We start from the raw sequence: 24,951 nt of genomic DNA on the forward strand, positions 1-24,951 counted from the left end.
TCTTAACTATCCTGTTGCATTGCTTCGAGTTCTTCCCATCTCTCGAATGCGATTTCCAACTCCTGCTCAAGAGCAGCAAGCTGTTCCAATACCGGTTGAGTTTGTTCTACAGATTTAGCGAAAAATTCCGGATCATTCACTTGTTCTTGCAACGTCTCAATATCCGACTCTAATTGTTCTAGTTTAGCTGGAAGAGCTTCTAGTTCTCTTTGCAGCTTATATGATAATTTCTTCGAGTTGTTCTTAGGCTGAGGTGTTTTGGGAGTTTCCTCAACCACTTTTTCTTTACTCGCTGCTTTTTCAGCCGACTGACGAGCGGCCAGTACCTGCTCACGTTGCTGTCTTGCATCGTGATAACCACCAACAAATTCTTCGATGACTCCATTTCCTTCGAAGATCCAACTTGTTGTCACCGTATTATCAACAAACTCACGGTCGTGGCTTACTAACAGTAACGTACCCTGATAGTTGGCAAGCATTTCTTCTAAAAGTTCCAACGTTTCGATATCCAAATCGTTGGTTGGTTCGTCAAGAATAAGTAAGTTGTTTGGTTTCAGCAAGATACGCGCTAATAATAGACGGTTTTTTTCACCGCCAGAAAGCGCTTTAACTGGTGTTCTTGCTCGTTTTGGTGCAAATAAGAAATCTTGCAGGTAACTCAGAGCATGGCGCTGACGACCGCCAACCATGACTTCTTGCTTACCATCAGCCAAGTTATCAATCACAGATTTCTCTGGGTCTAATACCTCACGGTACTGGTCAAAGTATGCAACTTCAAGCTTAGTACCACAATGCAGACGTCCTGACTGTGCTTCTAACTGGCCTAAAAGTAACTTAAGTACCGTGCTCTTACCGCAGCCGTTTGGACCAATTAGTGCGATTCGATCGCCACGCATAATATTGAAGCTGAAGTTATCAACGATTTTTTTGCCTTCATAAGCAAAGGATACGTTTTCAGCTTCAAAGACAATTTTACCGGAACGAGAGGCATCATCGATATTCAGGTTAACTTTACCCTGCACATCGCGGCGGTCACGGCGCTCTTCACGGAGTTTCTTCAGTGCGCGCACACGGCCTTCATTACGAGTGCGACGTGCTTTAATGCCCTGACGAATCCATACCTCTTCTTGAGCAAGTTTCTTGTCGAATTCTGCATTCTGCATATCTTCAACACGAAGCATCTCTTCTTTTTCTGTCAGGTAGCCTTCGTAATCACCCGGAAATGAAGCAAGTTGACCACGATCGAGATCCACGATACGTGTTGCCATCGACTTAATGAAAGCACGGTCGTGAGAAATAAAGATGATCGAACCTTTAAAGTCTTTCAGGAAGTTCTCTAACCATTCGATAGTTGTTACATCAAGGTGGTTAGTTGGCTCGTCCAGAAGCAGTACATCAGGATCACACACAAGCGCTCGCGCCAATGCGGCTTTACGTTGCCAACCACCAGATAAATCCGTCAGCTTTGTTTCCGGGCTCAGTTTCAGCGCACTTAAAACATTGTTAACGCGATCATCAAAGCGCCATGCATTGGAATGATCAAGTTGCTCCTGAACCTTAGATAAGCGATTAATGTGCTTTTCACTTGGGTCCTGAGCGACAAGATCCAGAAGATCGTGATAGATCTTCAGCTGTTCACCGACTTCGGCTAAGCCACCCGATACGTATTCGTAAACGGTGCCTTCCTGGTTACGTGGTGGATCTTGCTCTAAACGAGAGACGACGACGTCCTGAGTGATCTGGATTTTTCCGTCATCCAGTACAATGTCGCCAGCAAGCACTTTCATCAACGTGGACTTACCGGCACCATTTCGCCCTACTAAACACACTCGTTCATTTTCTTGTAAGGCAAATTCTGCATGGTCGAGTAACGGATGATCGCCAAATGCCAACTGCGCATTATGAATGGTAAGTAATGCCATTATTTTCCAACCAATTTGTAAGTTGCTCTGAGTCAAACGGCCAGTTCAGCTCAGAATCTTGATATTTGAGTACGGGTATCGTGACGCCGTAACGAGAAAATAGTTCATCATCGAACGCTATGTCGACGATATCAGTCTGTTCCGCCAGACCGACCTCAGTTATTAGAGAGAATGCCATCTCACAAAGATGGCAGCCCTCTGTGCTATACAATGTCAGCACTTCAAAATCCTTTTTTACTCTGCGTGTGTAACCAACCAGCAGTTATGAATGTGTTTGTTACGAGCAAAATCCAGCGGTAGCGTTTGAGAAGAAATGTTTTGAGCCTTCAGACCCAATTCAGCCAACGCTTCTTCATCCATCTTGAAATGACGCTTGTTGTTTGAGAACACGATAGTGCCTTCACTTCTCAGCAGACGCTTCAAGTTTTTCATTAATTTAATGTGGTCACGCTGAACATCGAACGACGTTTCCATACGCTTAGAATTCGAGAATGTCGGTGGATCAATAAAGATAAGATCGTACTCGCCTTTTGCATTTTCTAACCACTGCAGACAATCCGCTTGCTCATAGCGATGCTGGCGCCCTACACAACCGTTAAGCTGCATATTGTCTTTCGCCCAGTTCAGGTAGGTGTTAGACATATCAACCGTCGTGGTTGAACGAGCACCACCAACGGCTGCGTGAACCGTAGCGCTACCTGTATAAGCAAACAGGTTTAAGAAATCTTTCCCTTTTGCCATTTCACCGATGCGACGACGAGTGATTTTATGATCAAGGAAAAGACCCGTATCAAGGTAGTCGTGAAGATTTACGATCAGCTTCACACCATACTCATGAACTTCCAACGTTTCAGAGACTTGTCCCAGTTTCTGGTACTGATTACGGCCTTTTTGTTTCTCACGAACTTTAAGTACGACTTTGTTCGCTTCCACACCCGTTACCTGAATAGTTGCACGGATGATGTCGGTTAAACGACGTTTGGCTTTTTCTTCTGGGATGTTCTTAGGTGCAGCGTACTCTTGAATAACGATTTGATCGCCATATACATCAATTGCAACGTTGTATTCAGGAAGATCGGCATCGTAGATTCGGTAGCAGTCTAGCTCTTCTTTACGAGCCCACTTACCAATCTTACCCATGTTCTTCTTCAGGCGGTTAGAGAAGTCAGGTGCGATTTGTACATTGGTATCCGCGCCTTTCACTTCATCAACACTGCGTTCTGCAATACTGTAATTCTTCTGGTGACACTGTAACGCACCATTGTTTAACTTGAACTGTTTATCCGCACGCATGCGAAGGCAGCTAAGCAATTCATCAGAGCTAGAGAAAATCGACGCTTTGCAGCCACCGAACTCAGATTTAAGCTGCCCACCAAATGCGGTGTATAGCGCAATCAAGCCAGGCTCTGTACCTAAACGCTCACCATATGGAGGGTTAGAAACAATAACGCCATGCTCAAACCCTGCTGGACGAGTGATGGTTGCCGCGTCACCTTGTGCAAATTCGATCAGCTCTTCAACACCTGCTCTGCGAGCGTTATCTTGAGCGACTTTCAATACCTTAGGGTCGTTATCAAAGCCGAAAAACTTTGCGTCAACTTTTTTGACACCACGACGTGCCTGAACATTGGCCTCAGATTTAATCTCTGCCCACAGCTCAGGTTCGAAGTCTTCTAGCGATTCAAAGCCCCATTGCTTACGCTTAACACCAGGCGCCATATTGGCTGCCATCATCGCGGCTTCGATAAGTAACGTGCCTGAACCACACATTGGGTCGAGTAAAGGCTGATGACCATCCCAACCACAACGCATGATGATCGCAGAAGCTAATGTTTCACGAAGAGGTGCACGGCCTGATTCCGGACGGTAGCCACGCTGATGAAGTCCACTACCCACCATATCCACACCAAGCAGTGCTTTGTCTTTGTGCAAACGAACATGAACACGGATATCCGGACGCTCTTTGCTGATATTTGGACGTGGTAATCCTTTCTTTTCAAAGCAATCGACGATGCCATCTTTTACTTTCATCGCACCGTATTGGCTATTGCGGATTTCACGGTTTGTGCCGTTAAAGTCAACAACGAAACGCTTTGAACTATGGAATTGGTTCACCCAGTTAATGGCCATTGTAGAAAGGTACAAGTCCATATCATCGTTACAGGTGAATTCAGATAAAACACGTACAAATCGAGACGCCAAACGGCTCCACAAACAACAGCGATAAACTTGTTCGTTTGTCGCTTTAAATTTTACGCCTGCCTGTACTGGTTTCGCATTTTCGATGCCTAGTTTAGTCAGTTCTTCAACAAGCAAATTTTCCATGCCATTTGAAGTTACCGCGAGATATTGATTCATAGTGTTCTTTCGCTGATAAAAAATGGCTTCAATTATACCTGACTTTACGATCAATGCCTCGTTTTTAAAGGTATTTTCCCTTCCGTTAGCACAAACACTCACCAGTTAAGTGATCTGAAAGTTCCTACATTTTGCATTTTAATCAACTTTCACCTCGTCCTCCTTTTAACCAAGATGCTATTCACACAGCGATAGTGAATACTTATTTACATCCATTTTGGTCTATACCAACAATCAGATATGGTTGTTATTTAATTACATTTTTCTGATATAGGGGAATAAACAGGTGAATGTTAAGCGCCGAGTTGCCTAACATTAAGAGAAACTAAGTTAAAGAAAGTGGAATAAAAGTGACCTACCTCATGATTAAGTGCACGAAAAATGTACAGTTGCAGAGGTATTTATGTGAAAAGAGTGAAGTGTTCGGATAAAAAAAATCGACCTGAAGCGGTCGATTAAGGCAAACAAAGGAACGAAATAAAGAAATTAAATCAGGTTATCCAACCATGGCCATGGGTGCCATCACAAACAGGTGGCTTGCACACGCCATACGGTCGTGCATCACTTTAATCGGTTGGCCAAATGGTAGAGACTTGCTTCCATCAAGCACAAACTCTTCTTGTCCCACGTAAAGGCACAAGCTAGAGGTTTCTCCAGGCTCAAGTACAATGAAGACACCTTCAGAGTATTGGTTCGTCAGGAAGACCATATCCCCCTCTTCTGGCTCATATCCAGAAGACTGAGCATCGAAAAACCAACTTTTAGGTTGTACTGGCTTATGGAAGCGTTTAGCAGCTACGCAGTATAGGGTTAGCTCTGCTTGACGGTATTCACTGATATCGAGACAGCGAATACGTTCATTAAAGGTCTGAAACGCACTAGCATCATCGACAGTAAATTCGTTGTTTGAGAAGGCGCAGTTGACTAACAGCTTTCGGGATAGATTGGTTTGGAAAATCATTTCCTCCCCTAAATCCAGCATTAAACAAGCTTTATGCTCGTCATAATACCAATTCCATTTGTCGCTGGGTTTAAGCATTGTTCCGTTCTCTCTTGACTAGTTAAATCAGTGGTAAAGAGGTAAGACGCTTAATTACCTACTCATGATTTTTAAATTCTACAAATGAACGGACAAAAAAAAAGAGGAAACAAGATCCTCTTTTTTTGTAATAACTAATGTAAACTCAGCGAGTTGTTAAATTATTTTAAAGATTTTTAACAATATCGCGTACTAAACCTGGACCGTGGTAAATAAAACCTGTATAGACTTGGACCAACTGTGCTCCGGCCATCATCTTCTCTTTTGCCGCAACATAAGAATCGATACCACCCACACCAATGATCGGAAGTTTGTCGCCAAGCGCTTCGTGAAGTTTACGAACCACCTCAGTAGAACGGGACTGTACCGGACGGCCACTTAAGCCACCCGCTTCATTCGCGTGTTTCATACCTTCAACAACGGTTCTATCCAATGTTGTGTTCGTCGCAATCACACCATCGATGTTGTTTTTAATTAGTGATTCGCAAATCTGAACGATTTCGTCATCACTCAAGTCTGGTGCGATCTTCAGTGCCAACGGTACGTATTTATCGTGCTTTTCTGCTAGCTCAGATTGCTTTGCTTTCAACTCAGCAAGCAACTCATCCAATGCCTCGCCGTATTGAAGCGAACGTAATCCTGGCGTGTTTGGAGAAGAGATATTCACCGCAATGTAACCTGCGTATTCGTATACTTTTTCCATACAAATCAGGTAGTCTTCTGCCCCTTTCTCAATCGGCGTATCTTTGTTTTTGCCGATATTGATACCAAGTACACAATCGAACTTCGCTTTCTTCACATTCTCAACCAAGTGATCAACACCTAGGTTGTTAAAGCCCATACGGTTGATGATGCCCTCTGCTTCCACTAGACGGAACAGACGTGGTTTATCATTACCAGGTTGCGGACGTGGTGTTACGGTACCGACTTCAACGAAACCAAAACCCATCGCATCAAACGCTTCGATACATTCGCCGTTTTTGTCTAAACCAGCAGCGAGACCGACAGGGTTACGGAACGTTAGCCCCATACACTCTACTGGACGATTTGGTAATTGTTGACGATAGAAAAGATCGAGAGGTGTGCCGTTAAAGCGTTGGAAATTCTTAATTGCAAGATCATGTGCCTTTTCGGCATCAAGTTGGAAAAAGCCAGTTCTGGCTAGACGGTAAAGCATTGTGCCTCCGAAAGAAAAAAGCCCCGTGTAAACGGGTCAATATTATTTACTGTTTTTAATCGTAATTCAATGAAAATGAACGAATTAAGTAAAATCATATTTCTCAAAATTAATTATCATTTAAAAACAGTAATTTAAAATCATTATTTGAGTGCAAAAATCATAATTATTTATGAAAAAGCAATCGATTTCAGTACATATAAAGTTAAATTCATGGTGACAGCGTAACTTAAATTTCGCTAAGACCTGGTATTTAGGTACAAAAAAGCCCCGTATCTCTACGAGGCTTTGTCTAAAACGCTAACTCTCCTACTCGCTTGGTGAGCAGTTTAAGTTAAGCAATACCAACTCACGCAGTGCAACCGAGAATTTCGCAAACTCATGGACAGAGCCAACTTTAAACTCGTTTAGGATACTTTCCCAACGTTGCAGTGAAGGTTCATTAGATTCCATCCAGTTATCAAGTGCTTCTATCACATCAAACTCTTCTGATGCGCAGTTGCAATTTAGTACCTGAGCGGTTAGCTGACGTTGCTGCCAATCTAAGTCTTCACGGAACGCTGCTCGAGCCAACGCTTGCCAGTTGTTGTCTACAGCTTGGTTGTTGATTTGCTTCAAGAACCAGTGCAGAGACAGACGATCCCCTAAGTTGAAGTACAACTTAGACGCTTGCTCAACCGTTTTGCCTGTTTCACTTGCCACTGCAGAAATATCCAGTGCAGATTGCAGACTTGATAAGCGAGCAACTTGATGGGCCAGTTTCTCTTCAACCCCTCTGTCCATCCAAACTTGTGCGAGTTCGTTGTGTTCTTCAACTTCTGACTCAACAAGCATGCTATCTAGCGTTTCGCTGATAACGTTCACATCTTGTTTGTAAAGATTGATCAATTCGCCCACGGTGTATTTGCCGCTACGATTACGCAGTAGCCAACGAGCAATTCGGCGTAGAGCACGACGAACATAGAACATGATTTCGTACTGTGCTTGCGCTGTCGCTACGTTATCCAGCTCACGAGTCTGTTTTAGAATCGATTCTAGCTCGAAGATTTCACGTGCTGCACTGTATGCATTGGCGATATCAACAACACTTGCACCCGTCTCTTCTTGCAAGCGAGTGACGAAGTTACAGCCCATCTCATTAACCATTTGGTTCGCCAGCGCTGTCGCGATAATTTCTGCACGTAGCGGGTGGTTGACCATCTGATCTTTATAGTTACGGCGTAACTCACTTGGGAAGTACGCAACTAGCTGCTTCGCATGGAACTCGTCATTTGCGATTTCGTCCGTAACAAGCTGCTGCTTCAATACCATTTTACCGTAAGCAACCAGAACAGAAAGCTCTGGACGTGTCAGACCCAAACCCTGCTTTTCACGCTCTATAAGCGTTTCGTCATCAGGGATGTATTCCAGCGCACGATCCAGGAACCCTGCTTTCTCCATAGTATGGATGAAGCGAATCTGTTCTTTAACGATACCAACACCCTGCTGCTCAGTAACAGAAATTGACTCTGATTGGCAGTAAGCATCATCAAGAACGATTTCACCGACTTCATCTTCCATCGACTCTAGGATTTGGTTACGTTGTTTAACAGTCAGATCACCGTTTGAAACCAAACCATTCAGGAAGATCTTGATGTTGACTTCGTTATCCGAACAGTCAACGCCACCTACGTTATCAACGAAGTCGGTGTTCACGCGGCCGCCGTTAAGTGCGTATTCGATACGACCTTGTTGAGTCATACCCAAGTTACCGCCTTCACCTACAACCTTCGCTCTCAGATCACGACCGTCGATACGTAGCATGTCGTTTGCACGGTCGCCAACGTCAGTATGCGTCTCGTTAGAAGCTTTAACGTACGTACCGATACCACCATTCCATAGAAGATCCACTTTCATTTTCAGGATCATCTTAATCAGATCGTTTGGTGCCATAGAAGCTTTCTTAGTACCCAACATTTTCTGAATTTCAGGTGTTAACTGGATCGATTTCGCACGGCGAGAGAAGATGCCACCACCTTCAGAGATCAACTCTTTATTGTAATCTTCCCAGCTTGATCTTGGCAGATTAAACAAGCGGTTACGCTCTTCCCAGCTTGACGCTGAATCTGGATTTGGATCAATGAAGATGTGCATGTGGTTAAACGCAGCTTGTAAACGAATGTGCTTAGATAGCAGCATACCGTTACCAAACACGTCCCCTGCCATGTCACCAACACCGATAGCAGTAAAGTCAGTGGTTTGACAATCAATGCCCATTTCACGGAAGTGACGTTTTACTGACTCCCAACCACCTTTTGCTGTGATACCCATTGCTTTGTGGTCGTAACCGTTAGAACCACCAGAAGCAAATGCATCACCCAGCCAGAAGTTGTATTCGTCAGAGACTGAGTTCGCTAAGTCTGAGAATGTTGCAGTGCCTTTATCTGCAGCAACAACCAAATATGGGTCGTCTTCATCGTGACGTACAACATTTTGCGGATGCGCTACTTCGCCTTCAATGATGTTGTCTGATACATCAAGCAATGCGCGAATAAAGCGTTTGTAACAACGTTGACCTTCCGCGAAGATCTCATCACGTGTAGTCAGAGATGGTTGACGTTTACAAACGAAACCACCTTTCGCACCAACAGGAACGATAACAGTGTTCTTAACTTGTTGAGCTTTAACCAGACCAAGAATCTCTGTACGGAAATCTTCTTGGCGATCTGACCAGCGCAAGCCACCACGTGCTACTTTACCACCACGCAAGTGAACACCTTCGATGTCCGGTGCGTAAACGAAGATCTCAAATGCCGGTACCGGTTGTGGAATCTCTGGGATTTCACTCGGTTTCATCTTTAATGACAACCAAGGCTTAGGCAGTTTGTTCTCGTCAGTTTGGTAGTAGTTGGTGCGTAGCGTCGCCATGATCATTTCCATGTAACGACGGATGATACGATCGTCATCCAAGCTTTCTACACGATCCAATTGCTCAGTCAGTTTCTTGATAAGATCATTCTGACCTTTCTCGCTACCTTTGTGCTTAGGATCGAAACGCTTGGTAAACAGGTTAACTAGACCTGTTGCTAAATCTGGGTAGTGGCTTAGCGTATCTTCAATGTATTGCTGACTGAATGGAAAGCCAACTTGACGCATGTAGCGCGCGTAAGCACGAAGAATTGAGATTTCACGGCCAGTCAGTGAAGCACCTAGTACCAATCGGTTAAAGCCATCACTCTCTAGGTTACCAGACCAAATCGCTGCAAATGCTTGTTGGAATCGATCACGCGCTTCGCGAAGATCTACCGTTTTCTCGCTCTTATGCAACATTGAGAAATCAAGGATCCAGAATGTCTGACCGTTGGTTTTCTCGATCTCATATGGAGATTCACCGATCACGCGTAGACCCAAGTTTTCTAACATTGGCATTACGTCAGAAAGGTGGATCGGCTCGTCTCGGTGGTAGAGTTTCAAACGTACCGCTTTTGAATCTGCCGCTTCTTCTTGAGGACGGTAGAACAACATGCCCAGTTTGTTGTCGTCGCTTAATGCTTCCAAACGTTCAATATCTGCAACTGCAGAGCTAGGCATCATATCTTCTTTGTATGAACGCGGGAATGAACTCATGTACTCTTTTGAAAGTGGAAGACCTTTGCTTTCACCAAAGTTAGCGATGATGGATTCTTTAAGTCTGTCGTCCCAAGAGGTGGAAACTTCCATTAGGTTTTGCTCGATCTTTTTCACGTCTACGTCAATGTTGTTATTGTCTACACGAACAATGTAATGCGTTCTGGCCAAAGGACTTTCTGAGAAGTAAGTTGTGAATTCAACTTCTTGCTCGCAGCCAAAGTATTGTTTGAAAATACGTTGAGTCTGGCGACGCAATTCTGTGTTGTAACGGTCTTTTGTTACGTAGACCATGCAGCTAAAGAAACGGCCAAACGGGTCTTTACGTACAAACAGACGAATCAAGTCGCGATCTTGCATTTGCACCACGCCCATGCCGACTTCCAGCAACTCTTCTTCGTTTGCTTGAAGCAGCTCATCACGTGGGTAGTTTTCTAAAATATTGTGCAGTGCTTTGTATGAGTATGATCCGTGACGGTAACCACTTGCAGTTAGGATACGATCCACTTTTTCACGAATCAGAGGAATGCTTTGAACCGCTTGGTTGTATACGGCCGACGTGTAAAGGCCAGTGAAGCGGTGCTCACCAATCACTTTGCCATTTTCATCAAACTTCTTGATGCCAATATAGTCAGTGTAAGCAGGACGGTGAATACGACATGGTCGGTTGCCTTTTGTCATGATCAGCGCGTATGGCTTTTTCGCTTCTAGTCTTGCTGAATCAGACAGTTCGGACAGTTTCACGCTGCGAACTCGCTTGTCGTCCGCAAACAGACCCAAACCTTTCTCTTTCACAGGGTTTAGTTCTGTATCACCATTGTTTTCAACAAGGTCATATTCTTTGTAACCCATGAAGGTGAAGTTGTGCTCACCTAGCCAACGCAAAAATGCAATGGTCTCATCCATACGATCCTTTTGGATCGTTACGCGTTCTTTATTCTGCTCAAGTTGATCAGTAACGACTTTCAGCTTGTCGACCATCTTTTTCCAGTCGCTTACCACAAGGCGCGTATCAGAAAGGATATCTAATAGCTCAGCTTTCAGTGCCTGCATCTCTTCTTTACTGGTAAGACGGTCAACTTCGATATGGAACAAAGACTGAAGGACACCACCTTCACCGTTTACATCGATAATGTGGCCCTTCTCATCTCGTTGAAGTTGAGTTGGATTGTTCAACATAAGATGAGACACCAAATCTAGACGAGCTAAGGCCATCTTGATTGAGTCCACTAAGAACGGGCTATCTGGAACAACAACTTCTACGATTGTGTGAGTCGATTGCCAACCTTGACGGCTGACGGTCGGGTTGAAGACTTGTACAGAAACATCTTCAGGTTTTTTTTCGTTGATATGATGCCAAAGGCTAATTACGGCACCATAGAGGTCGGATTCATTTCGCTGGACCAGGTCGTCATCGGAAATATTACTAAATAAGTGTTGAGCAAGTTTTGTTACAAGCGTCTGGTGAGAAAGCTCGAGTTTGTCTTGAATCAGTTGGTAAACTTTTTCAAGCAGAACCGGCACTACATTTTCACGCGCGGTCATATTCACACTCCACAGAATAATTGTTGTTTTGTAGGGGGACTTAGCAAAGGGATAACTTCCCTGAAACTAAGCATTGGTAATGCATACGACCCATTGTAAAAGGATAATTACAAATGTTTAACAACTATTAGTAGTGGTATGAGGTGAAATGTCTGATTCTGTGACTAAGATACCTATTTAAACATCTAGAAATATCTTACCTCACAGAGTTTCCAACTTAATAAACTTGTTATTTTGGTCAGTTGTTAGCCTAAACTGCCCTCTAATGCCCAATTGAGTAAGAAATGGTCTGAATTTAGCCGCTGATAACTGAAGTCTTAAACCGTTGTGAGTCACAACTTGGATCGTGTTTGAAACACCAGAATAATGTGAACGAAATGTCTGATATGGAATGTTGAGTGAGAAATAGTAGTACTTCATTAGGTAAAACGTTAATAAAAAAAGGGTGGTCACTCAGACCACCCTATTCGTTTGATGACTATTCGTCTAGTGCCTTGGTGACTTTTTCAAACAAGTCTTTGGCAAGATTATCCATCGCTTTCAGTTTTTCAAGTTCTGCACGAATCAGCGCCTGGCGACTTTCATCGTATTTACGGAACTTAAGTAGCGGATCAATCAGACGAGATGCCACTTGCGGGTTGGTGTCATTCAACTGACGCAGAATCTCACCCGCAAACAGATAGCCTGAACCTGACTTATCATGGAAATGCACTGGGTTTGCACTCAAGAACGAACCGATCAAGCTACGAATACGGTTCGGGTTTTTCAAACTGAATGCTTCGTGTGACATGGTTGCTTTTACTTTTTCAAGTGCATCTTCAGCTGGGTTGCTGCCTTGCAGTACAAACCACTTGTCCATAACCAAACCATCGTGTTTCCACTTATCGCTGTAATCCGCCATCAACGTTTCACGACATTCAAGCTGTGCATTATTGGCAGCCGTCATCGCAGCAATCGTATCTGTCATGTTGTTTGCAGATGCATATTGCTCCTGAACAAGTTGGTTGCCATTTTCAGTATGCGCAAGGAATTGAAGGCACTGATTGCGCAACGCACGCTTACCAATAGCATCATGCTCGATAGAGTAATCCGCCTGCTTCAACGTATGGTAGGTTGCACTTAGTTCATCTTCTAACTCTTTAGAAAGTGACAGTGTAATGCTATTGAGTACGGTATCAACCGCATCGATATCAATCTGTTGGTACCAACCGGTAATTTCATTGATAGAAGGCAATGATAACACCTGTGCGATGAACGCTGGTTCCAGGTTGGCATCAAGCAATACGCCACGGAACGCATCAATCAACTCTTCAGAAAGTTTGACTTCCTCGCCCGCTTGAACGTTCACGACGTTTTGACGGATGTATTTCGCCAGCAACATTTGGCTTGCATCCCAGCGTGCAAAATCGTTTGTGGCATGTTTCATCAGGAAGATCAGTTCTTCATCGCTGTAACCGTATTCCAGTTTTACTGGTGCGGAGAACTCGCGTAGCAATGATGGTACTGGTTTAACATCGACATTTTCAAACACGAAAGTCTGTTTGTCTTGTTTGATGTCTAGAACATTGTGAACAGACTCACCATTGATAATCAATGGAATCACGTGACCTTTGTCGTCGTACAATTCAATATCAAATGGAATATGCAGCGCTTGTTTTTCCGCTTGATCATGCGTTGCCTCGGTAAACTGCTCAACGGTTAGCGCGTAAGTTTTAGCTTCAGCATTGTACTCGCTGTTCACGCGCAATGTTGGTGTGCCCGACTGGCTGTACCATAAGCGGAATTGTTGTAGGTCAACGCCTGTTGCATCTTCCATCGCCGATACAAAATCTTCACATGTTGCAGCTGTGCCATCATGACGCTCAAAGTAAAGCTTCATGCCTTTTTGGAAACCTTCCTCGCCTAGCAATGTGTGATACATGCGAATGACTTCACTGCCTTTCTCATAAACAGTGAGCGTGTAAAAGTTATTCATTTCGATAACTTTATCTGGACGAATTGGGTGCGACATCGGGCTCGAATCTTCAGCAAACTGAGGACCACGGATAATACGAACATTATCGATACGGTTAACAGCGCGAGAGCCAAGATCTGACGAAAATTCCTGATCACGGAAAACTGTTAAGCCTTCTTTTAGACTTAACTGGAACCAATCGCGACAAGTCACGCGGTTACCCGTCCAGTTATGGAAGTACTCATGACCAATTACGGCTTCAATTCCCAGATAATCGCGGTCAGTCGCCGTTTGGTCGTTGGCTAGAACGAACTTCGAGTTAAAGATGTTCAGACCTTTATTTTCCATCGCGCCCATATTGAAGAAATCTACAGCCACGATCATGTAAATGTCTAGGTCATACTCCAGGCCAAAGCGCTCTTCGTCCCACTTCATTGAATTGATCAGTGACGTCATGGCGTGCGGCGCACGATCCAAGTTACCTTTATCAACAAAGATCTCTAGCTCGACATTGCGACCAGACATAGTGGTGTAGTTGTCGCGCAGTACATCAAAATCACCAGCAACCAGTGCAAATAAGTACGCTGGTTTCGGGTGTGGGTCTTGCCATTGTACCCAGTGGCGGCCATTCTCTGCGTCGCCTTCTGCAATACGGTTACCGTTGCTCAGCAAGTAAGGGTATGTCCCTTTATCGGCAATCACTTTCGTCGTGTATTTTGCCAATACGTCTGGGCGATCCAGGTAATACGTGATGCGACGGAAACCTTCGGCTTCACACTGAGTACAGAAAGCACCACCAGACTTGTATAAACCTTCAAGTGCCGTATTCGCTTCAGGATCAATCTTAGTAATGATCTCAAGTTCAAATTCAGCTGGTAGATCAGAAAGAACCAGAGAGGCTTCTTTCACTTCATGATGAGCCCAGTCTTCTCCATTCACTTTGACAGAACGAAGCTCCAGCCCTTCGCCATCTAACTCCAATGTTGTGAGTTCACCCTTTTGTATGACTTTCGATACCGCAGTAACGATAGTGTCGTTATCGAATAGATCAAACGTGAGATCAATGTCGGTAATAGTATGAGATGGCGCTTGATAATCTTTACGATATTTAGCTTGAGGAGCTTGGGACATGTCCATAAATCCTTGTCTGTCGAAGAATAAAAAACCACTTCTTTAATGACTAAAACATCGAAGTGGTATCACTATATAAGCTATTAGTAGTGCCTGTGGTATCAAAATACAAGCCTTTACACCAAAAAATAGAGCTAATAGTGTACTAGCTCTACTTTGTGGTTAACATTTATACAACATTACTTGCATTCACTAGGGTTACATCACGGTGAAGAATTATAGATAGTTGTTATTGTGTAACTCTATTTAAAACCGCGTACATATCACCATTTGAGTCTTCTATCGTCAATTCGTTTTTGTTAAGTTTATAAGTGGTTCCATGCTCGCCGTTTTCATACAAAAGAACTAAGTACTCATCCTCGGTATAAAAGACACCCTGTTTCACTGATTCTTTCCCGGCCTCATTCGAAACGCGGAATAGAAAAACGAAATCGGGTTGGAGAATCAAGTCCATGTGGCTGATCTTACTTGCGGCAAGGCCATCTCCAGAGACGTGAGAGCTAGACCAAATGCCTGCCAGCGCGTTCGATAGACCCTTGGTGAAGGTGACACCATTAAGATCAAGCGTGTTGTGGTTATTCCGGTACGCATAGATTTGGGGCTCATCGGTATTCAGGCCAAGAACAATCGTATCTTCGTTGACATTGTACATCCCTTCCCAATGGTCAACGGAATAGTCCTTTTTCTGGATATCAATAGAGAACATATAGTCAGAACCCAAAGACAGTTTGATGGCGCGAAAGTTTTCCGCAGACTCTCCTGAGTTCTGATTCAGCAAATACCAATCCCCGATTAAAAACGGGGTGTCAAAGTGACTTAATTCTTCTTCACGAGCGTTGTCTGCGCTGTACGCGCTAAAGCAAAAAAAACTAAGTAAAATAAAGAACCATTTCATATCGGCATCCTTATCGTTTTCTTTTAGCTTAGTCTTTAGTCATCTGTTTCGCGAAATATTTGAGATTCATCACGTAAATTGTTAGTACAAAAAAAGCGCATATTTATCTCAATATGGCTGGGAAATGAAGATAAAAAGATAGAAAAAAAGAGCGAGTCATAAGGACTCGCTCTTGTAGTATTGAATGTTTAGTCGTTATGACTGATCAGTTGGTTTCAACATATCAATCATAATTGAGACAGATTCATCGAGATAAACGTCTGGGGCTTCGTAGTCTTTAGGCACATCATCTAACGACTTAAATGCCTTTTTGCCTAGTAATGCCTGACGTTCATTGATGCGCTCCAGACGAAGCTTGTCTTCAGAATCTTGCTCCGCTTTGCGCACTTTTTCATTGAGCGACAAAAAGTTGTTGTCTTTATCTTGACGATATTTCTCAATGTCTTCGTTGATGAATCGGAATTCCATTTCATCCGCGATGCGCTTGTTATGCAGCTTTGTTAAACTCGCTACCAACGTATCGTTGTCCGGATACATTGTGTAACTCGCTTTATCGATGCTATCCCAAGGTAGCGCGTTCTCTTCGACACTTTCACCGGTTTCAGAAGCTTCGATTGGCGTTGGATAAGCAATATCCGGCGCTACCCCACGATTCTGAGTACTACCACCATCAATACGGTAGAACTTCTGAATTGTGTATTGAACATACCCTAGCTCTTTATCAAAAAGGTCATAGATATGGTTCAACGAGCGGTGCTGCTGGACAGTACCCTTACCAAACGAGTTCTCACCAAGAATGATAGCGCGGTTATAATCTTGCATCGCTGCGGCAAAGATTTCCGAAGCAGACGCACTATAACGGTTAATCAGCACCGTTAAAGGACCATCGTAACTGATTTGTCCATCCGTATCCGCATTGACCTTGATTCGACCATAGCTATCGCGAACTTGTACGACCGGACCTTCTTTGATGAATAGTCCCGTCAGCGCCGTTGCTTCTGTTAAAGCACCGCCACCGTTGTTACGCAAGTCGACAATCACGCCGTCCACATTCTTGGTTTTAAATTCCGCCAGCAATTTGTCCGTATCGTTAGACAAACCGACGTAAAAACTCGGTACTTCCAAAACGCCAATTTTCTTGCCGTTCTTCTCGATCACTTCTGACTTAACAGCTCGGTCTTCCAAACGTACTTTGTCACGAACAATTGTGACAATGTAACTCTTGGCTCCAGCGCCTTCTGGCAATATCTGAAGGTTAACCTTGGTGCCTTTTGGCCCTTTGATTAACTGAACCACATCGTCTAAACGCCAGCCAATAATGTCGACAATCTCTTCGCCATCTTGACCAACACCAATAATGCGGTCACCTTCACCAAGCTGTTTGCTCTTCGAAGCTGGGCCGCCAACCACGAGTGAACGAATAACAGTGTAATCATCCGTCATTTGCAAAACGGCACCAATACCTTCCAGTGAAAGGTTCATTTCTGACTGGAACTGTTCTGCGTTGCGTGGAGAAAGGTAGCTAGTATGAGGATCGACTTGTCTTGCGAAGGCATTCATGTAGAGCTGGAATGCGTCTTCGTTATTGGTTTGAGTGATTCGCTTCATCGCGTTGTTATAACGCTTCTCTAAAACTTCTTTTATCTCTGGCCACTCTTTGCCAGTCAGTTTCAGATTGAGCGCGTCATACTTAACACGTTTTCGCCATAACTCATTAATTTCCGACTCATTTTTTGGCCATGCTGCTTCTGAACGATCAAGTTCGATCTGATCATCGTTATCAAATTTGATTTCGTTGTCGAGCAAGGTCAACGCATAAGCAAAACGCTCGAAACGTTTTTGCATAGACAGATTATAGACATCGAATGCGATCTGGTTATTGCCAGCTTTAAGCTGATCATCCAGCTCTACAGACCAATCTTTGAAGGCGTCTATATCGGCTTGAGTGAAAATATTTCGATTATAATCAAGCATTTCTACATAGCGTTCAAAAATCGCTTTAGAGAAATCGTCATCGAGACTGAAATGCTTGTAATGAGAGCGGGTGAATCGAGAGGTGACTCTCTTGCTGGCCGTTTCGTGCTGAACTTCAGGAGTGAGCACCGGCAAGTCATCTTTGTGTAGTTTGGCTTCTAGAGCCTGAGCTGATGCTGCTAGCAATAAGCTAGCAGCGATCAGGGTCACTTTTGAACGGCAATTCATGCGTAGGAGTATCTCCCTTATGCGCGCAAGTGCTCCGCTTTTACAACCATTTGTAGGCCGTTAGCAAGTTGAACACGTACATCATCCTTATTGATTTCAACAATGGTCGCTGCCATGTTACCTTTGCCCATGTTCACATTTACTGCGTTGCCTACGGTGATTTCGTCAGCGTTTAGCGCGCGTGTTTCTACAGGCTGAGTTGGTTTCTGTGCTTTAGGTTTATTAGTACGACGAGGCTGTTGAGGCTTTTTAGCCGCAGGTTTTGCTTTCGCCTTACCCTCTTCACGAGCTTTCTGTGCTTGTTCTTTACGACGAGCTTGAACTTTCGCTTTGCTTTCTGCAAGTGTTGCTTTAGCGTGTTCTACGTGTTCTTCTTCTAGCTCACCACATGGGTTGCCGTCTAAATCTACACGTACCGCACCTGGTTTTACACCATGTAGGTAACGCCATGATGAAGTGTACTGTCTTAACGCTGCACGAAGCTGAGTTTTGCTTACTTTTTCGTCTTCATTTAGACGTTCCGCAAGATCTTGAAAAATACCAATTTTCAGAGGTTTTGCTTCACCTTCTAAAGTAAAGCACTTAGGGAAACATTCAGCAATATATGCGATAACTTCTTTGCTGTTTTTTAACTTTTCAGTCATGAGGGTTCCTGGTTTGAGCGGCTTTCCGCAGAGCATTAAGAAAAAATATTCTCGTATTATAGTGAGATGCCAACGAAAAACCACACTCGTGGACGAATTTATGCGTTGTTCGCGTGTGAATTAAGCAGCTTTTCTACTTCAGACATAAAATGAGTAAGCCCTGCTTCATCCGTTTCATTGAATCGGCCAATACTTGGGCTATCGATATCTAACACTCCGGCTACTTTTCCGTTAATCGTAAACGGAATCACAATTTCAGAATTACTTGCCGCATCACAAGCAATATGGCCTTCAAACGCATGTACGTCGTATACTCTTTGTATGGTGTTAGTTTTTGCTGCGGTACCACAGACTCCACGCCCCATCGGGATGCGAACACAAGCTGGCTTACCTTGGAACGGACCTAGAACCAGTTCGTCCCCTTTAGTAAGGTAAAAGCCTGCCCAGTTGAGATCTTCTAGTTCCATAAATAGAAGTGAGCTCAGGTTTGCCAAGTTGGCAATAAAATCTGGCTCTGACTCAATGAGTGCTGCGGCTTGCTTGGTTAGTCTTTGATACTGTTCTATGTTCATATTAACTTCCTACTAATTTATAACGCTTCCATTCTTATGGGTTAACGCTAAAATGCTGACCTACTTTATAATAGGACTTATTCTCAATTACAATGATTAAGAAAGATGACACTATTAGCCGTTCTTGGTTGATAACACAAGTAAAAAAGCACAAGTCCAAGCTAATTCTAGCGAACTTGATTGCTGTTTTGGCAACTTTGATTAGTGTTCCAATCCCTCTTCTTATGCCACTGATGGTGGATGAAGTCTTATTGGATCAACCCGCCAATGGCATAGCTGCTATGAATGCTGTTCTTCCAGCAGCGTGGCATACGCCTACTGGCTATATTTTCTTTACGCTGTTTTTGGTCGTGCTTATGCGCGCAGCCAGTCAAGCGCTCAACATCGTTCAAAGCCGTCAATTCACGCTGGTATCGAAGACGATTACCTTCGAAATGCGCAGCAAGATGATCGACAAGCTAGGCCGAATCAGTATTCGCCAGTACGAGACGAAAGGCAGTGGCGGTATCAACGCTCACTTGATCACTGATATTGAAACCATTGACCAGTTCATCGGCTCTACTCTGGCGAAGTTTGTCGTTAGTTTACTGACCGTTATAGGAACTGCAATCGTTCTTCTTTGGCTAGACTGGCGATTAGGTTTATTTATCTTGCTGGTTAACCCTGTCGTTATCTATTTCTCTCGTAAACTCGGTAGCATGGTCAAGCACCTGAAGCGTAAAGAAAACCACTCGTTTGAGCTGTTTCAAACGCGCCTGGTCGAAACGTTAGATGGTATTTATCAGCTTCGTGCCGCCAATAAAGAGAGAGAATTTCTTCAGCAACTGAAAAACAGTGCCGATCAAGTTCGTGTCGATGCAGACAAATACGCGTGGCAATCTGAAGCGGCAGGTCGTGTATCTTTCTTACTGTTCTTAATTGGGTTTGAGTTATTCCGCGCAGTGGCCATGTTGATGGTGCTGTTTAGTGACCTGACCATTGGCCAAATTTTTGCGGTGTTTGGCTATTTGTGGTTTATGTTGTCCCCTGTTCAGGAGCTGCTTGGTATCCAGTTCTCCTGGTACAGTGCCAAAGCAGCATTAAAACGCATTAACGATCTGCTTATGCTGGAAGAAGAACATCGACCGCCTTCAAAAGTGAACCCTTTCACCGATGATCGCGAAGTGGATGTGAAAGTAGAGAACGTCAATTTCTCTTACAACAGTGAGCACAATGTGCTGGACAACCTCTCTTTGCATATTCCCGCAGGTAAGAAAGTGGCTTTGGTCGGCGCAAGTGGCGGTGGTAAGTCTACATTGATTCAGCTACTGATTGGCGTATATCAGCAAAATTCCGGACACATTAGTTACAATGATGAGCTCACGCAGGATATAGGCTTTGACGTGATTCGTGATAAAATTGCCGTGGTATTACAGCAACCTATATTATTTAACGATACCTTAAGGCATAATCTGACTCTCGGTGGTAACTTCGATGAGATGTCATTATGGCGTGCGTTAGATGTCGCTCAGCTACAAGATGTCATTTCTCAGTTAAACCACGGGTTAGATACACAAATTGGCCGCAATGGTATTCGATTATCAGGCGGACAACGTCAGCGCCTCGCGATAGCCAGAATGGTATTGAGTAACCCTCAATTTGTTATTTTGGATGAAGCAACGTCTGCGTTAGATACAGCGACAGAAGCTGCTCTGCACAAGGCGTTAACAGAATTCTTGCGGGGCCGGACAACCTTAATTGTTGCGCATCGTCTGTCTGCTGTGAAACAAGCCGATTTGATCTATGTGCTTGAAGATGGAAAAGTAACACAAACCGGCACCCATGGAGAGTTAGTTGAGCAGGAAGGCTTATATCAAACCTTATATGGTGGCATTCAGTCCCACGCTTAAAACATTCTGTTCAGAGAGGTCGTTGTGATGGCCTCTCTGTCTAAGCACGCCATGAAACCTAACCGAGTCCGCTTGTGTCAGGGTTGCGAACTTCCTGTCGATATTGTCGAGTTACCTCAAGGTAGACATGCCTACTGCCCTCGTTGCGGTACACAATTGTATCGTGGTGGACAGCACAGTTTATCTGGCAATTTAGCCATCGCTGTGACGTGCATTCTGTTATTTATTCCGTCCCACTTTTTTAATTTCATCAGTATCAGACTGTTTGGCGTTATGATTCCGGCAACTTTACCGTCGGGAATGATTACCTTGATGGAAGAAGGCTTCGTGCTCCTCTCTCTGCTGATCCTGTTCTGTAGCTCTATCGCGCCACTTACCGTTTGTGTTTCTGTCGTCACGGCCCATATTTCAATCCATAAGCGTTGGTTTAATGGGCTGCGTGTTTCTCTTTGGCTGATCCAGCACCTCAAACATTGGGTAATGCTGGATGTATTTTTGGTCAGTATCGCCGTAGCCTGCTTCAAACTGCAGGACTATTCGGACATTTTTGTTGGTCCGGGTTTAATTGGCCTTGGCTTATTGCAGATATTTACTGTACTTCTGGTTTCCCGAATCAGCGTGCGTCGCTACTGGGAAGTGTGGCAACCAGAGGCCACTTACCAGTTTGAACACAAAGATGTGCACTGCCATGAATGTCACTTGTCGCAACCTGAGAATGACTCATGTCACCGCTGCCAGCACGAGCTTTACCATCGTAAGCCGCATTCAATTCAAAAAACATGGGCTTACCTGATTGCCGCAACCGTAGCGATTTTCCCGGCTAACCTGATCCCTATTTCAATTTTGATAACCAATGGCCAGCGCCTTGAAGACACAATTTTTTCCGGCGTTGCGTCATTGATAAACAGCGGTATGTACGGCATTGCGGCAATTATTTTTGTCGCCAGTATTGTTGTGCCCGTGGTCAAAATTCTCAGCCTTGCCTACATCATGCTGTGCATCAAATTCAGACGTACCGTATTCAGGCGGCAAAGAATGATGATTTACTTCGCAGTAAAATGGATCGGTAAGTGGTCTGTCATGGATTTGTTTGTTATTTCTATCATGATGACCTTGATCGATCGTGGTCAGATACTCGACTTCACACCGGGGCTTGGCGCAGTAGCCTTCGGTTTAGTCGTGGTGTTTACTATGCTAGCAGCAGACAGTATCGACCCAAGGTTAATCTGGGACCAGCCCCAAAAACAATCAGAAAAAGAGTCAATGAATGAGTGATCAGAACAGTTCTCAAACGTCATACGTGCCAGACATTAAGAGGAGTAAAGGCATATCTCCCCTGTGGCTGCTGCCGATTTTGACAATGGTTTTAGCCGGCTGGCTGGTGGTGAAATCGATACACGATGCCGGTCAGCGCATTCAAATCTACTTTTCCGATGCAGCAGGCTTAGTGGCTGGAAGAACCACCATCCGTTATCAAGGTATGGAAATCGGTATGGTTCGCGACATTAACCTGACCGAAGATTTGGGCAGCATCTACGTTGATGCCGACATCTACCCTGAAGCCATCAAACTGCTGAATGAGAACACCCGTTTTTGGCTTGTGAAACCAACCGCCAGCCTCAGTGGTATCTCCGGCTTGGACGCGCTCGTTTCTGGTAACTACATTTCTATTCAACCAGGCGACAGTGACGAGTTAGAAACCGTTTTTCATGCCCTCGACACTGTCCCGACGGACCTACGTGTGACTCAAGGTTTGAACATCAAACTGACAAGCCGAGATTTGGGTGGCGTCTCGATTGGGTCTCAAATCGTTTATAAGAAGATCCCTATTGGCGCGGTATACAGCTATCAGTTGGATGATGATGCTAAATCCATCACCATTCAGGCAAACATTCAGGAACAATATCGTCATATCATTAACGATCGCAGTCGTTTCTGGAACGTAAGTGGCATTGGAGCAAACATTGGCTTTGGTGGTGTCGACGTTCGCTTAGAGAGTATGAGTGCCCTTATTGGTGGCGCTATCGCCGTGGATTCGCCTGATGACGGTGAACCTGTCGGTGAAAATACTCAGTTCCGTTTATATAAAGATTTGAAAACCGCGGGACGAGGCATTGCCGTTAAAATTGTACTACCCGATGACAATAAAGTGAGTGCTGAAGGTGCTCCTATCATGTATCGCGGACTCGAAATTGGTCAGGTGACGGACTTAAACCTTTCTGAAGGCCGTGAAGTCATCATCGCCTCGGCGGCTGTACAGCCTGCATTCAGTGACATGCTGACAACCGGAACTCGATTTGTTTTGGAAGAGGCGAAGGTTTCCCTTTCCGGCGTCGAAAATATCGCCAACCTGGTGCGCGGTAACTACCTAACGATTGTTCCCGGTGAAGGCGAACGCTCTCGTCAGTTCACCGCTATCCGTAAAAATGTATTCAATCAGCAACAAGAAAAATCGATAGCGATTAGGCTAACTTCTGATAATTCATTTGGCTTGGACAGTGGCGCAAATGTGCTCTACAAAGGCATTGTAGTTGGCTCAATTATTAAAGTTGGGTTAGTCGAGGAAGGCCAGCAAGCGCAACATGAAGTCTATATGGATGTACTCATTGACCATGAATACAAGCACTTGCTCAAATCGAACAACCGATTCTACGTCACAGGCAGTGCTTCGGCTGAGCTGACCGAGTCTGGGCTAAGCGTTACCGTACCACCTGCCAAACAACTACTGACAGGCTCTATCAGTTTTGTCAGCGCAGGCGCAGCGAGTATTCAGAACGAATATCAACTGTTCCAAAGTGAATCGTTAGCAGAACTGGCGCAAAACAACCGCCGCGGCTCTCAAGTTCTTACCCTATTTGCGCCTGAATTACCTTCGGTTTCAAAAGGCAGTCCTCTACTCTACCGCAATCTACCGGTGGGTAGCGTCTCGGATTTTCATTTGGTTGATGGCGGCGTGGTTATACAGGTGAGCATTGAAAACCGCTTTGCTCACCTTTTGACCTCTCAAACGGTTTTCTGGAACCGTTCAGGTATTGAGATTGATGCATCCCTAGCAGGCGTGAGTGTTAAAGCTCATCCTTTAAAATCGCTCATCCAAGGTGGCATCGCCTTTGATTCTGTTCCCGGCGTTGAAAACAAAATCGGTGACCGCTGGAAGCTCTATGAGGATCAAAAAACCGCACGCAAATTCGGTCGTGTTATATCTCTGACAACCGACGGCACTCAAGAAGTGGTGAAAGGCATGCCTATCACTTACCAAGGTGTGACTGTGGGTGAAGTGACCCTTGTTGTGCCAGACTTCAGACGCAATTTGGTCGAAGTAACGGCGCGTATTTTACCTGAGTACGTATCTGACATTGCCGTCGAAGGTTCTCGCTTTTGGCTTACTGAGCCAGAAATTGGCCTTGGCGGGGTGAAAAACCTCGGCGCGTTGGTTTCGAAATCCATCAGTGTGAAACCTGGTAAAGGTAACGGTGCTTTTAGTTTCAAATTAGAGAAACAATTTGATCAAGTCCATGGTGTGATGTTCACGCTTCAAAGTGAACAACGCGGTTCAGTACAAGCTGGGACGCCAATTTTGTATCGTCAAATGGAAGTTGGTCAGGTGACCGATGTGCGCTTGGGCGAATTCGCCGATCGCATTGTGACAACAATCAAACTAAAACCGGAGTATGCCTACCTTGTGCGCCAGAACAGTGTGTTCTGGAACGTATCAGGCGTCGATGTCTCGATAGGTCTTACTGGCGCCAATATCAAAGCGGGAACCATTGATAGTATTGTGCGTGGCGGAATCGCCTTTTCGACACCGGAACAATCGCAAATTCTGCCGGCTGCTAAAAATGGCCAAACCTTCTTCCTCTACCCTCAGGCAGAAGAGAGTTGGCTGCAATGGCGCACAGCAATTCCTAAGCCATAGCTAACATTCCTATGCTACAGTTTTAAGGCAACAAAAGAGCAGCACTGGCTGCTCTTTTTAATCTCCCACGTTCGGTGGCTATTCGTTTCTGCGCGACTTTC

The 24,951-nt window shown here is 44.5% G+C and carries 15 protein-coding genes; 3 read left to right on the top strand and 12 right to left on the bottom strand.

Annotation, left to right across the window (positions count from 1 at the left end; genetic code table 11):
* Positions 1-2: 2 nt before the first annotated feature.
* The 12 genes from DBX26_RS07650 to DBX26_RS07705 form a co-directional block, all read right to left on the bottom strand.
* Complete coding sequence (locus DBX26_RS07650; protein WP_014231883.1) at positions 3-1,922, bottom strand: ABC transporter ATP-binding protein; 1,920 nt, start codon at positions 1,920-1,922, stop codon at positions 3-5.
* Positions 1,900-2,142 (bottom strand): glutaredoxin family protein, encoded by a 243-nt coding sequence (locus tag DBX26_RS07655; RefSeq protein WP_014231884.1) that lies wholly within the window; start codon positions 2,140-2,142, stop codon positions 1,900-1,902. Before DBX26_RS07655 ends, DBX26_RS07650 begins: the two co-directional genes overlap by 23 nt.
* 14 nt (positions 2,143-2,156) lie before the next feature.
* Entirely contained in the window at positions 2,157-4,280 is a 2,124-nt protein-coding gene (gene rlmKL / locus DBX26_RS07660; protein WP_014231885.1) for a bifunctional 23S rRNA (guanine(2069)-N(7))-methyltransferase RlmK/23S rRNA (guanine(2445)-N(2))-methyltransferase RlmL, read from the bottom strand.
* 496 nt (positions 4,281-4,776) lie between these two features.
* Complete coding sequence (locus DBX26_RS07665) at positions 4,777-5,319, bottom strand: cell division protein ZapC (protein ID WP_014231886.1); 543 nt, start codon at positions 5,317-5,319, stop codon at positions 4,777-4,779.
* Between the two features lie 166 nt (positions 5,320-5,485).
* Positions 5,486-6,496 (bottom strand): quinone-dependent dihydroorotate dehydrogenase, encoded by a 1,011-nt coding sequence (pyrD, locus tag DBX26_RS07670; protein WP_014231887.1) that lies wholly within the window; start codon positions 6,494-6,496, stop codon positions 5,486-5,488.
* Between the two features lie 309 nt (positions 6,497-6,805).
* Positions 6,806-11,647: an NAD-glutamate dehydrogenase gene (locus DBX26_RS07675; RefSeq protein ID WP_118118580.1), complete on the bottom strand. Its 4,842-nt coding sequence runs from the start codon at positions 11,645-11,647 to the stop codon at positions 6,806-6,808.
* 201 nt (positions 11,648-11,848) lie between these two features.
* The gene (locus DBX26_RS07680) at positions 11,849-12,067 is read right to left on the bottom strand and encodes a DUF2835 domain-containing protein (protein ID WP_014231889.1); all 219 of its coding nucleotides are present in this window, start codon (positions 12,065-12,067) and stop codon (positions 11,849-11,851) included.
* Positions 12,068-12,125: 58 nt separating this feature from the next.
* Positions 12,126-14,732 (bottom strand): aminopeptidase N, encoded by a 2,607-nt coding sequence (gene pepN, locus DBX26_RS07685; protein ID WP_118118582.1) that lies wholly within the window; start codon positions 14,730-14,732, stop codon positions 12,126-12,128.
* Between the two features lie 229 nt (positions 14,733-14,961).
* Complete coding sequence (locus tag DBX26_RS07690) at positions 14,962-15,627, bottom strand: hypothetical protein (RefSeq protein WP_014231891.1); 666 nt, start codon at positions 15,625-15,627, stop codon at positions 14,962-14,964.
* Between the two features lie 195 nt (positions 15,628-15,822).
* Positions 15,823-17,829 (bottom strand): carboxy terminal-processing peptidase, encoded by a 2,007-nt coding sequence (gene prc, locus DBX26_RS07695; protein WP_014231892.1) that lies wholly within the window; start codon positions 17,827-17,829, stop codon positions 15,823-15,825.
* Positions 17,830-17,846: 17 nt separating this feature from the next.
* A complete protein-coding gene (gene proQ / locus DBX26_RS07700) occupies positions 17,847-18,473 on the bottom strand; it encodes an RNA chaperone ProQ (RefSeq protein WP_014231893.1) in 627 nt (208 codons plus the stop codon).
* 98 nt (positions 18,474-18,571) lie between these two features.
* Complete coding sequence (locus tag DBX26_RS07705) at positions 18,572-19,045, bottom strand: GAF domain-containing protein (RefSeq protein WP_014231894.1); 474 nt, start codon at positions 19,043-19,045, stop codon at positions 18,572-18,574.
* A 92-nt stretch (positions 19,046-19,137) separates the two neighbouring features.
* On the opposite strand from DBX26_RS07705, the gene DBX26_RS07710 reads away from it, so the two are divergent.
* From DBX26_RS07710 to DBX26_RS07720, 3 genes are read left to right on the top strand one after another with little or no spacing between them, the layout of a single operon-like run.
* Entirely contained in the window at positions 19,138-20,934 is a 1,797-nt protein-coding gene (locus DBX26_RS07710) for an ABC transporter ATP-binding protein (protein WP_118118584.1), read from the top strand.
* 27 nt (positions 20,935-20,961) lie between these two features.
* Positions 20,962-22,209: a paraquat-inducible protein A gene (locus DBX26_RS07715; RefSeq protein ID WP_020333306.1), complete on the top strand. Its 1,248-nt coding sequence runs from the start codon at positions 20,962-20,964 to the stop codon at positions 22,207-22,209.
* The gene (locus DBX26_RS07720; protein ID WP_020333307.1) at positions 22,202-24,850 is read left to right on the top strand and encodes an MlaD family protein; all 2,649 of its coding nucleotides are present in this window, start codon (positions 22,202-22,204) and stop codon (positions 24,848-24,850) included. The genes DBX26_RS07715 and DBX26_RS07720 overlap by 8 nt, the downstream gene beginning before the upstream one ends.
* Positions 24,851-24,951: the final 101 nt, after the last annotated feature.

The organism is Vibrio sp. dhg (genome assembly GCF_003443775.1).
GTDB lineage: Bacteria > Pseudomonadota > Gammaproteobacteria > Enterobacterales > Vibrionaceae > Vibrio > Vibrio natriegens.

Coding starts and splice junctions, on each gene's coding strand:
- DBX26_RS07650 (WP_014231883.1), bottom strand. CDS start 1,922: ATGGCATTACTTACCATTCATAATGCGCAGTTGGCATTTGGCGATCAT.
- rlmKL (WP_014231885.1), bottom strand. CDS start 4,280: ATGAATCAATATCTCGCGGTAACTTCAAATGGCATGGAAAATTTGCTT.
- DBX26_RS07665 (WP_014231886.1), bottom strand. CDS start 5,319: ATGCTTAAACCCAGCGACAAATGGAATTGGTATTATGACGAGCATAAA.
- pyrD (WP_014231887.1), bottom strand. CDS start 6,496: ATGCTTTACCGTCTAGCCAGAACTGGCTTTTTCCAACTTGATGCCGAA.
- DBX26_RS07675 (WP_118118580.1), bottom strand. CDS start 11,647: ATGACCGCGCGTGAAAATGTAGTGCCGGTTCTGCTTGAAAAAGTTTAC.
- DBX26_RS07680 (WP_014231889.1), bottom strand. CDS start 12,067: ATGAAGTACTACTATTTCTCACTCAACATTCCATATCAGACATTTCGT.
- pepN (WP_118118582.1), bottom strand. CDS start 14,732: ATGTCCCAAGCTCCTCAAGCTAAATATCGTAAAGATTATCAAGCGCCA.
- DBX26_RS07690 (WP_014231891.1), bottom strand. CDS start 15,627: ATGAAATGGTTCTTTATTTTACTTAGTTTTTTTTGCTTTAGCGCGTAC.
- prc (WP_014231892.1), bottom strand. CDS start 17,829: ATGAATTGCCGTTCAAAAGTGACCCTGATCGCTGCTAGCTTATTGCTA.
- proQ (WP_014231893.1), bottom strand. CDS start 18,473: ATGACTGAAAAGTTAAAAAACAGCAAAGAAGTTATCGCATATATTGCT.
- DBX26_RS07705 (WP_014231894.1), bottom strand. CDS start 19,045: ATGAACATAGAACAGTATCAAAGACTAACCAAGCAAGCCGCAGCACTC.
- DBX26_RS07710 (WP_118118584.1), top strand. CDS start 19,138: ATGATTAAGAAAGATGACACTATTAGCCGTTCTTGGTTGATAACACAA.
- DBX26_RS07715 (WP_020333306.1), top strand. CDS start 20,962: ATGGCCTCTCTGTCTAAGCACGCCATGAAACCTAACCGAGTCCGCTTG.
- DBX26_RS07720 (WP_020333307.1), top strand. CDS start 22,202: ATGAGTGATCAGAACAGTTCTCAAACGTCATACGTGCCAGACATTAAG.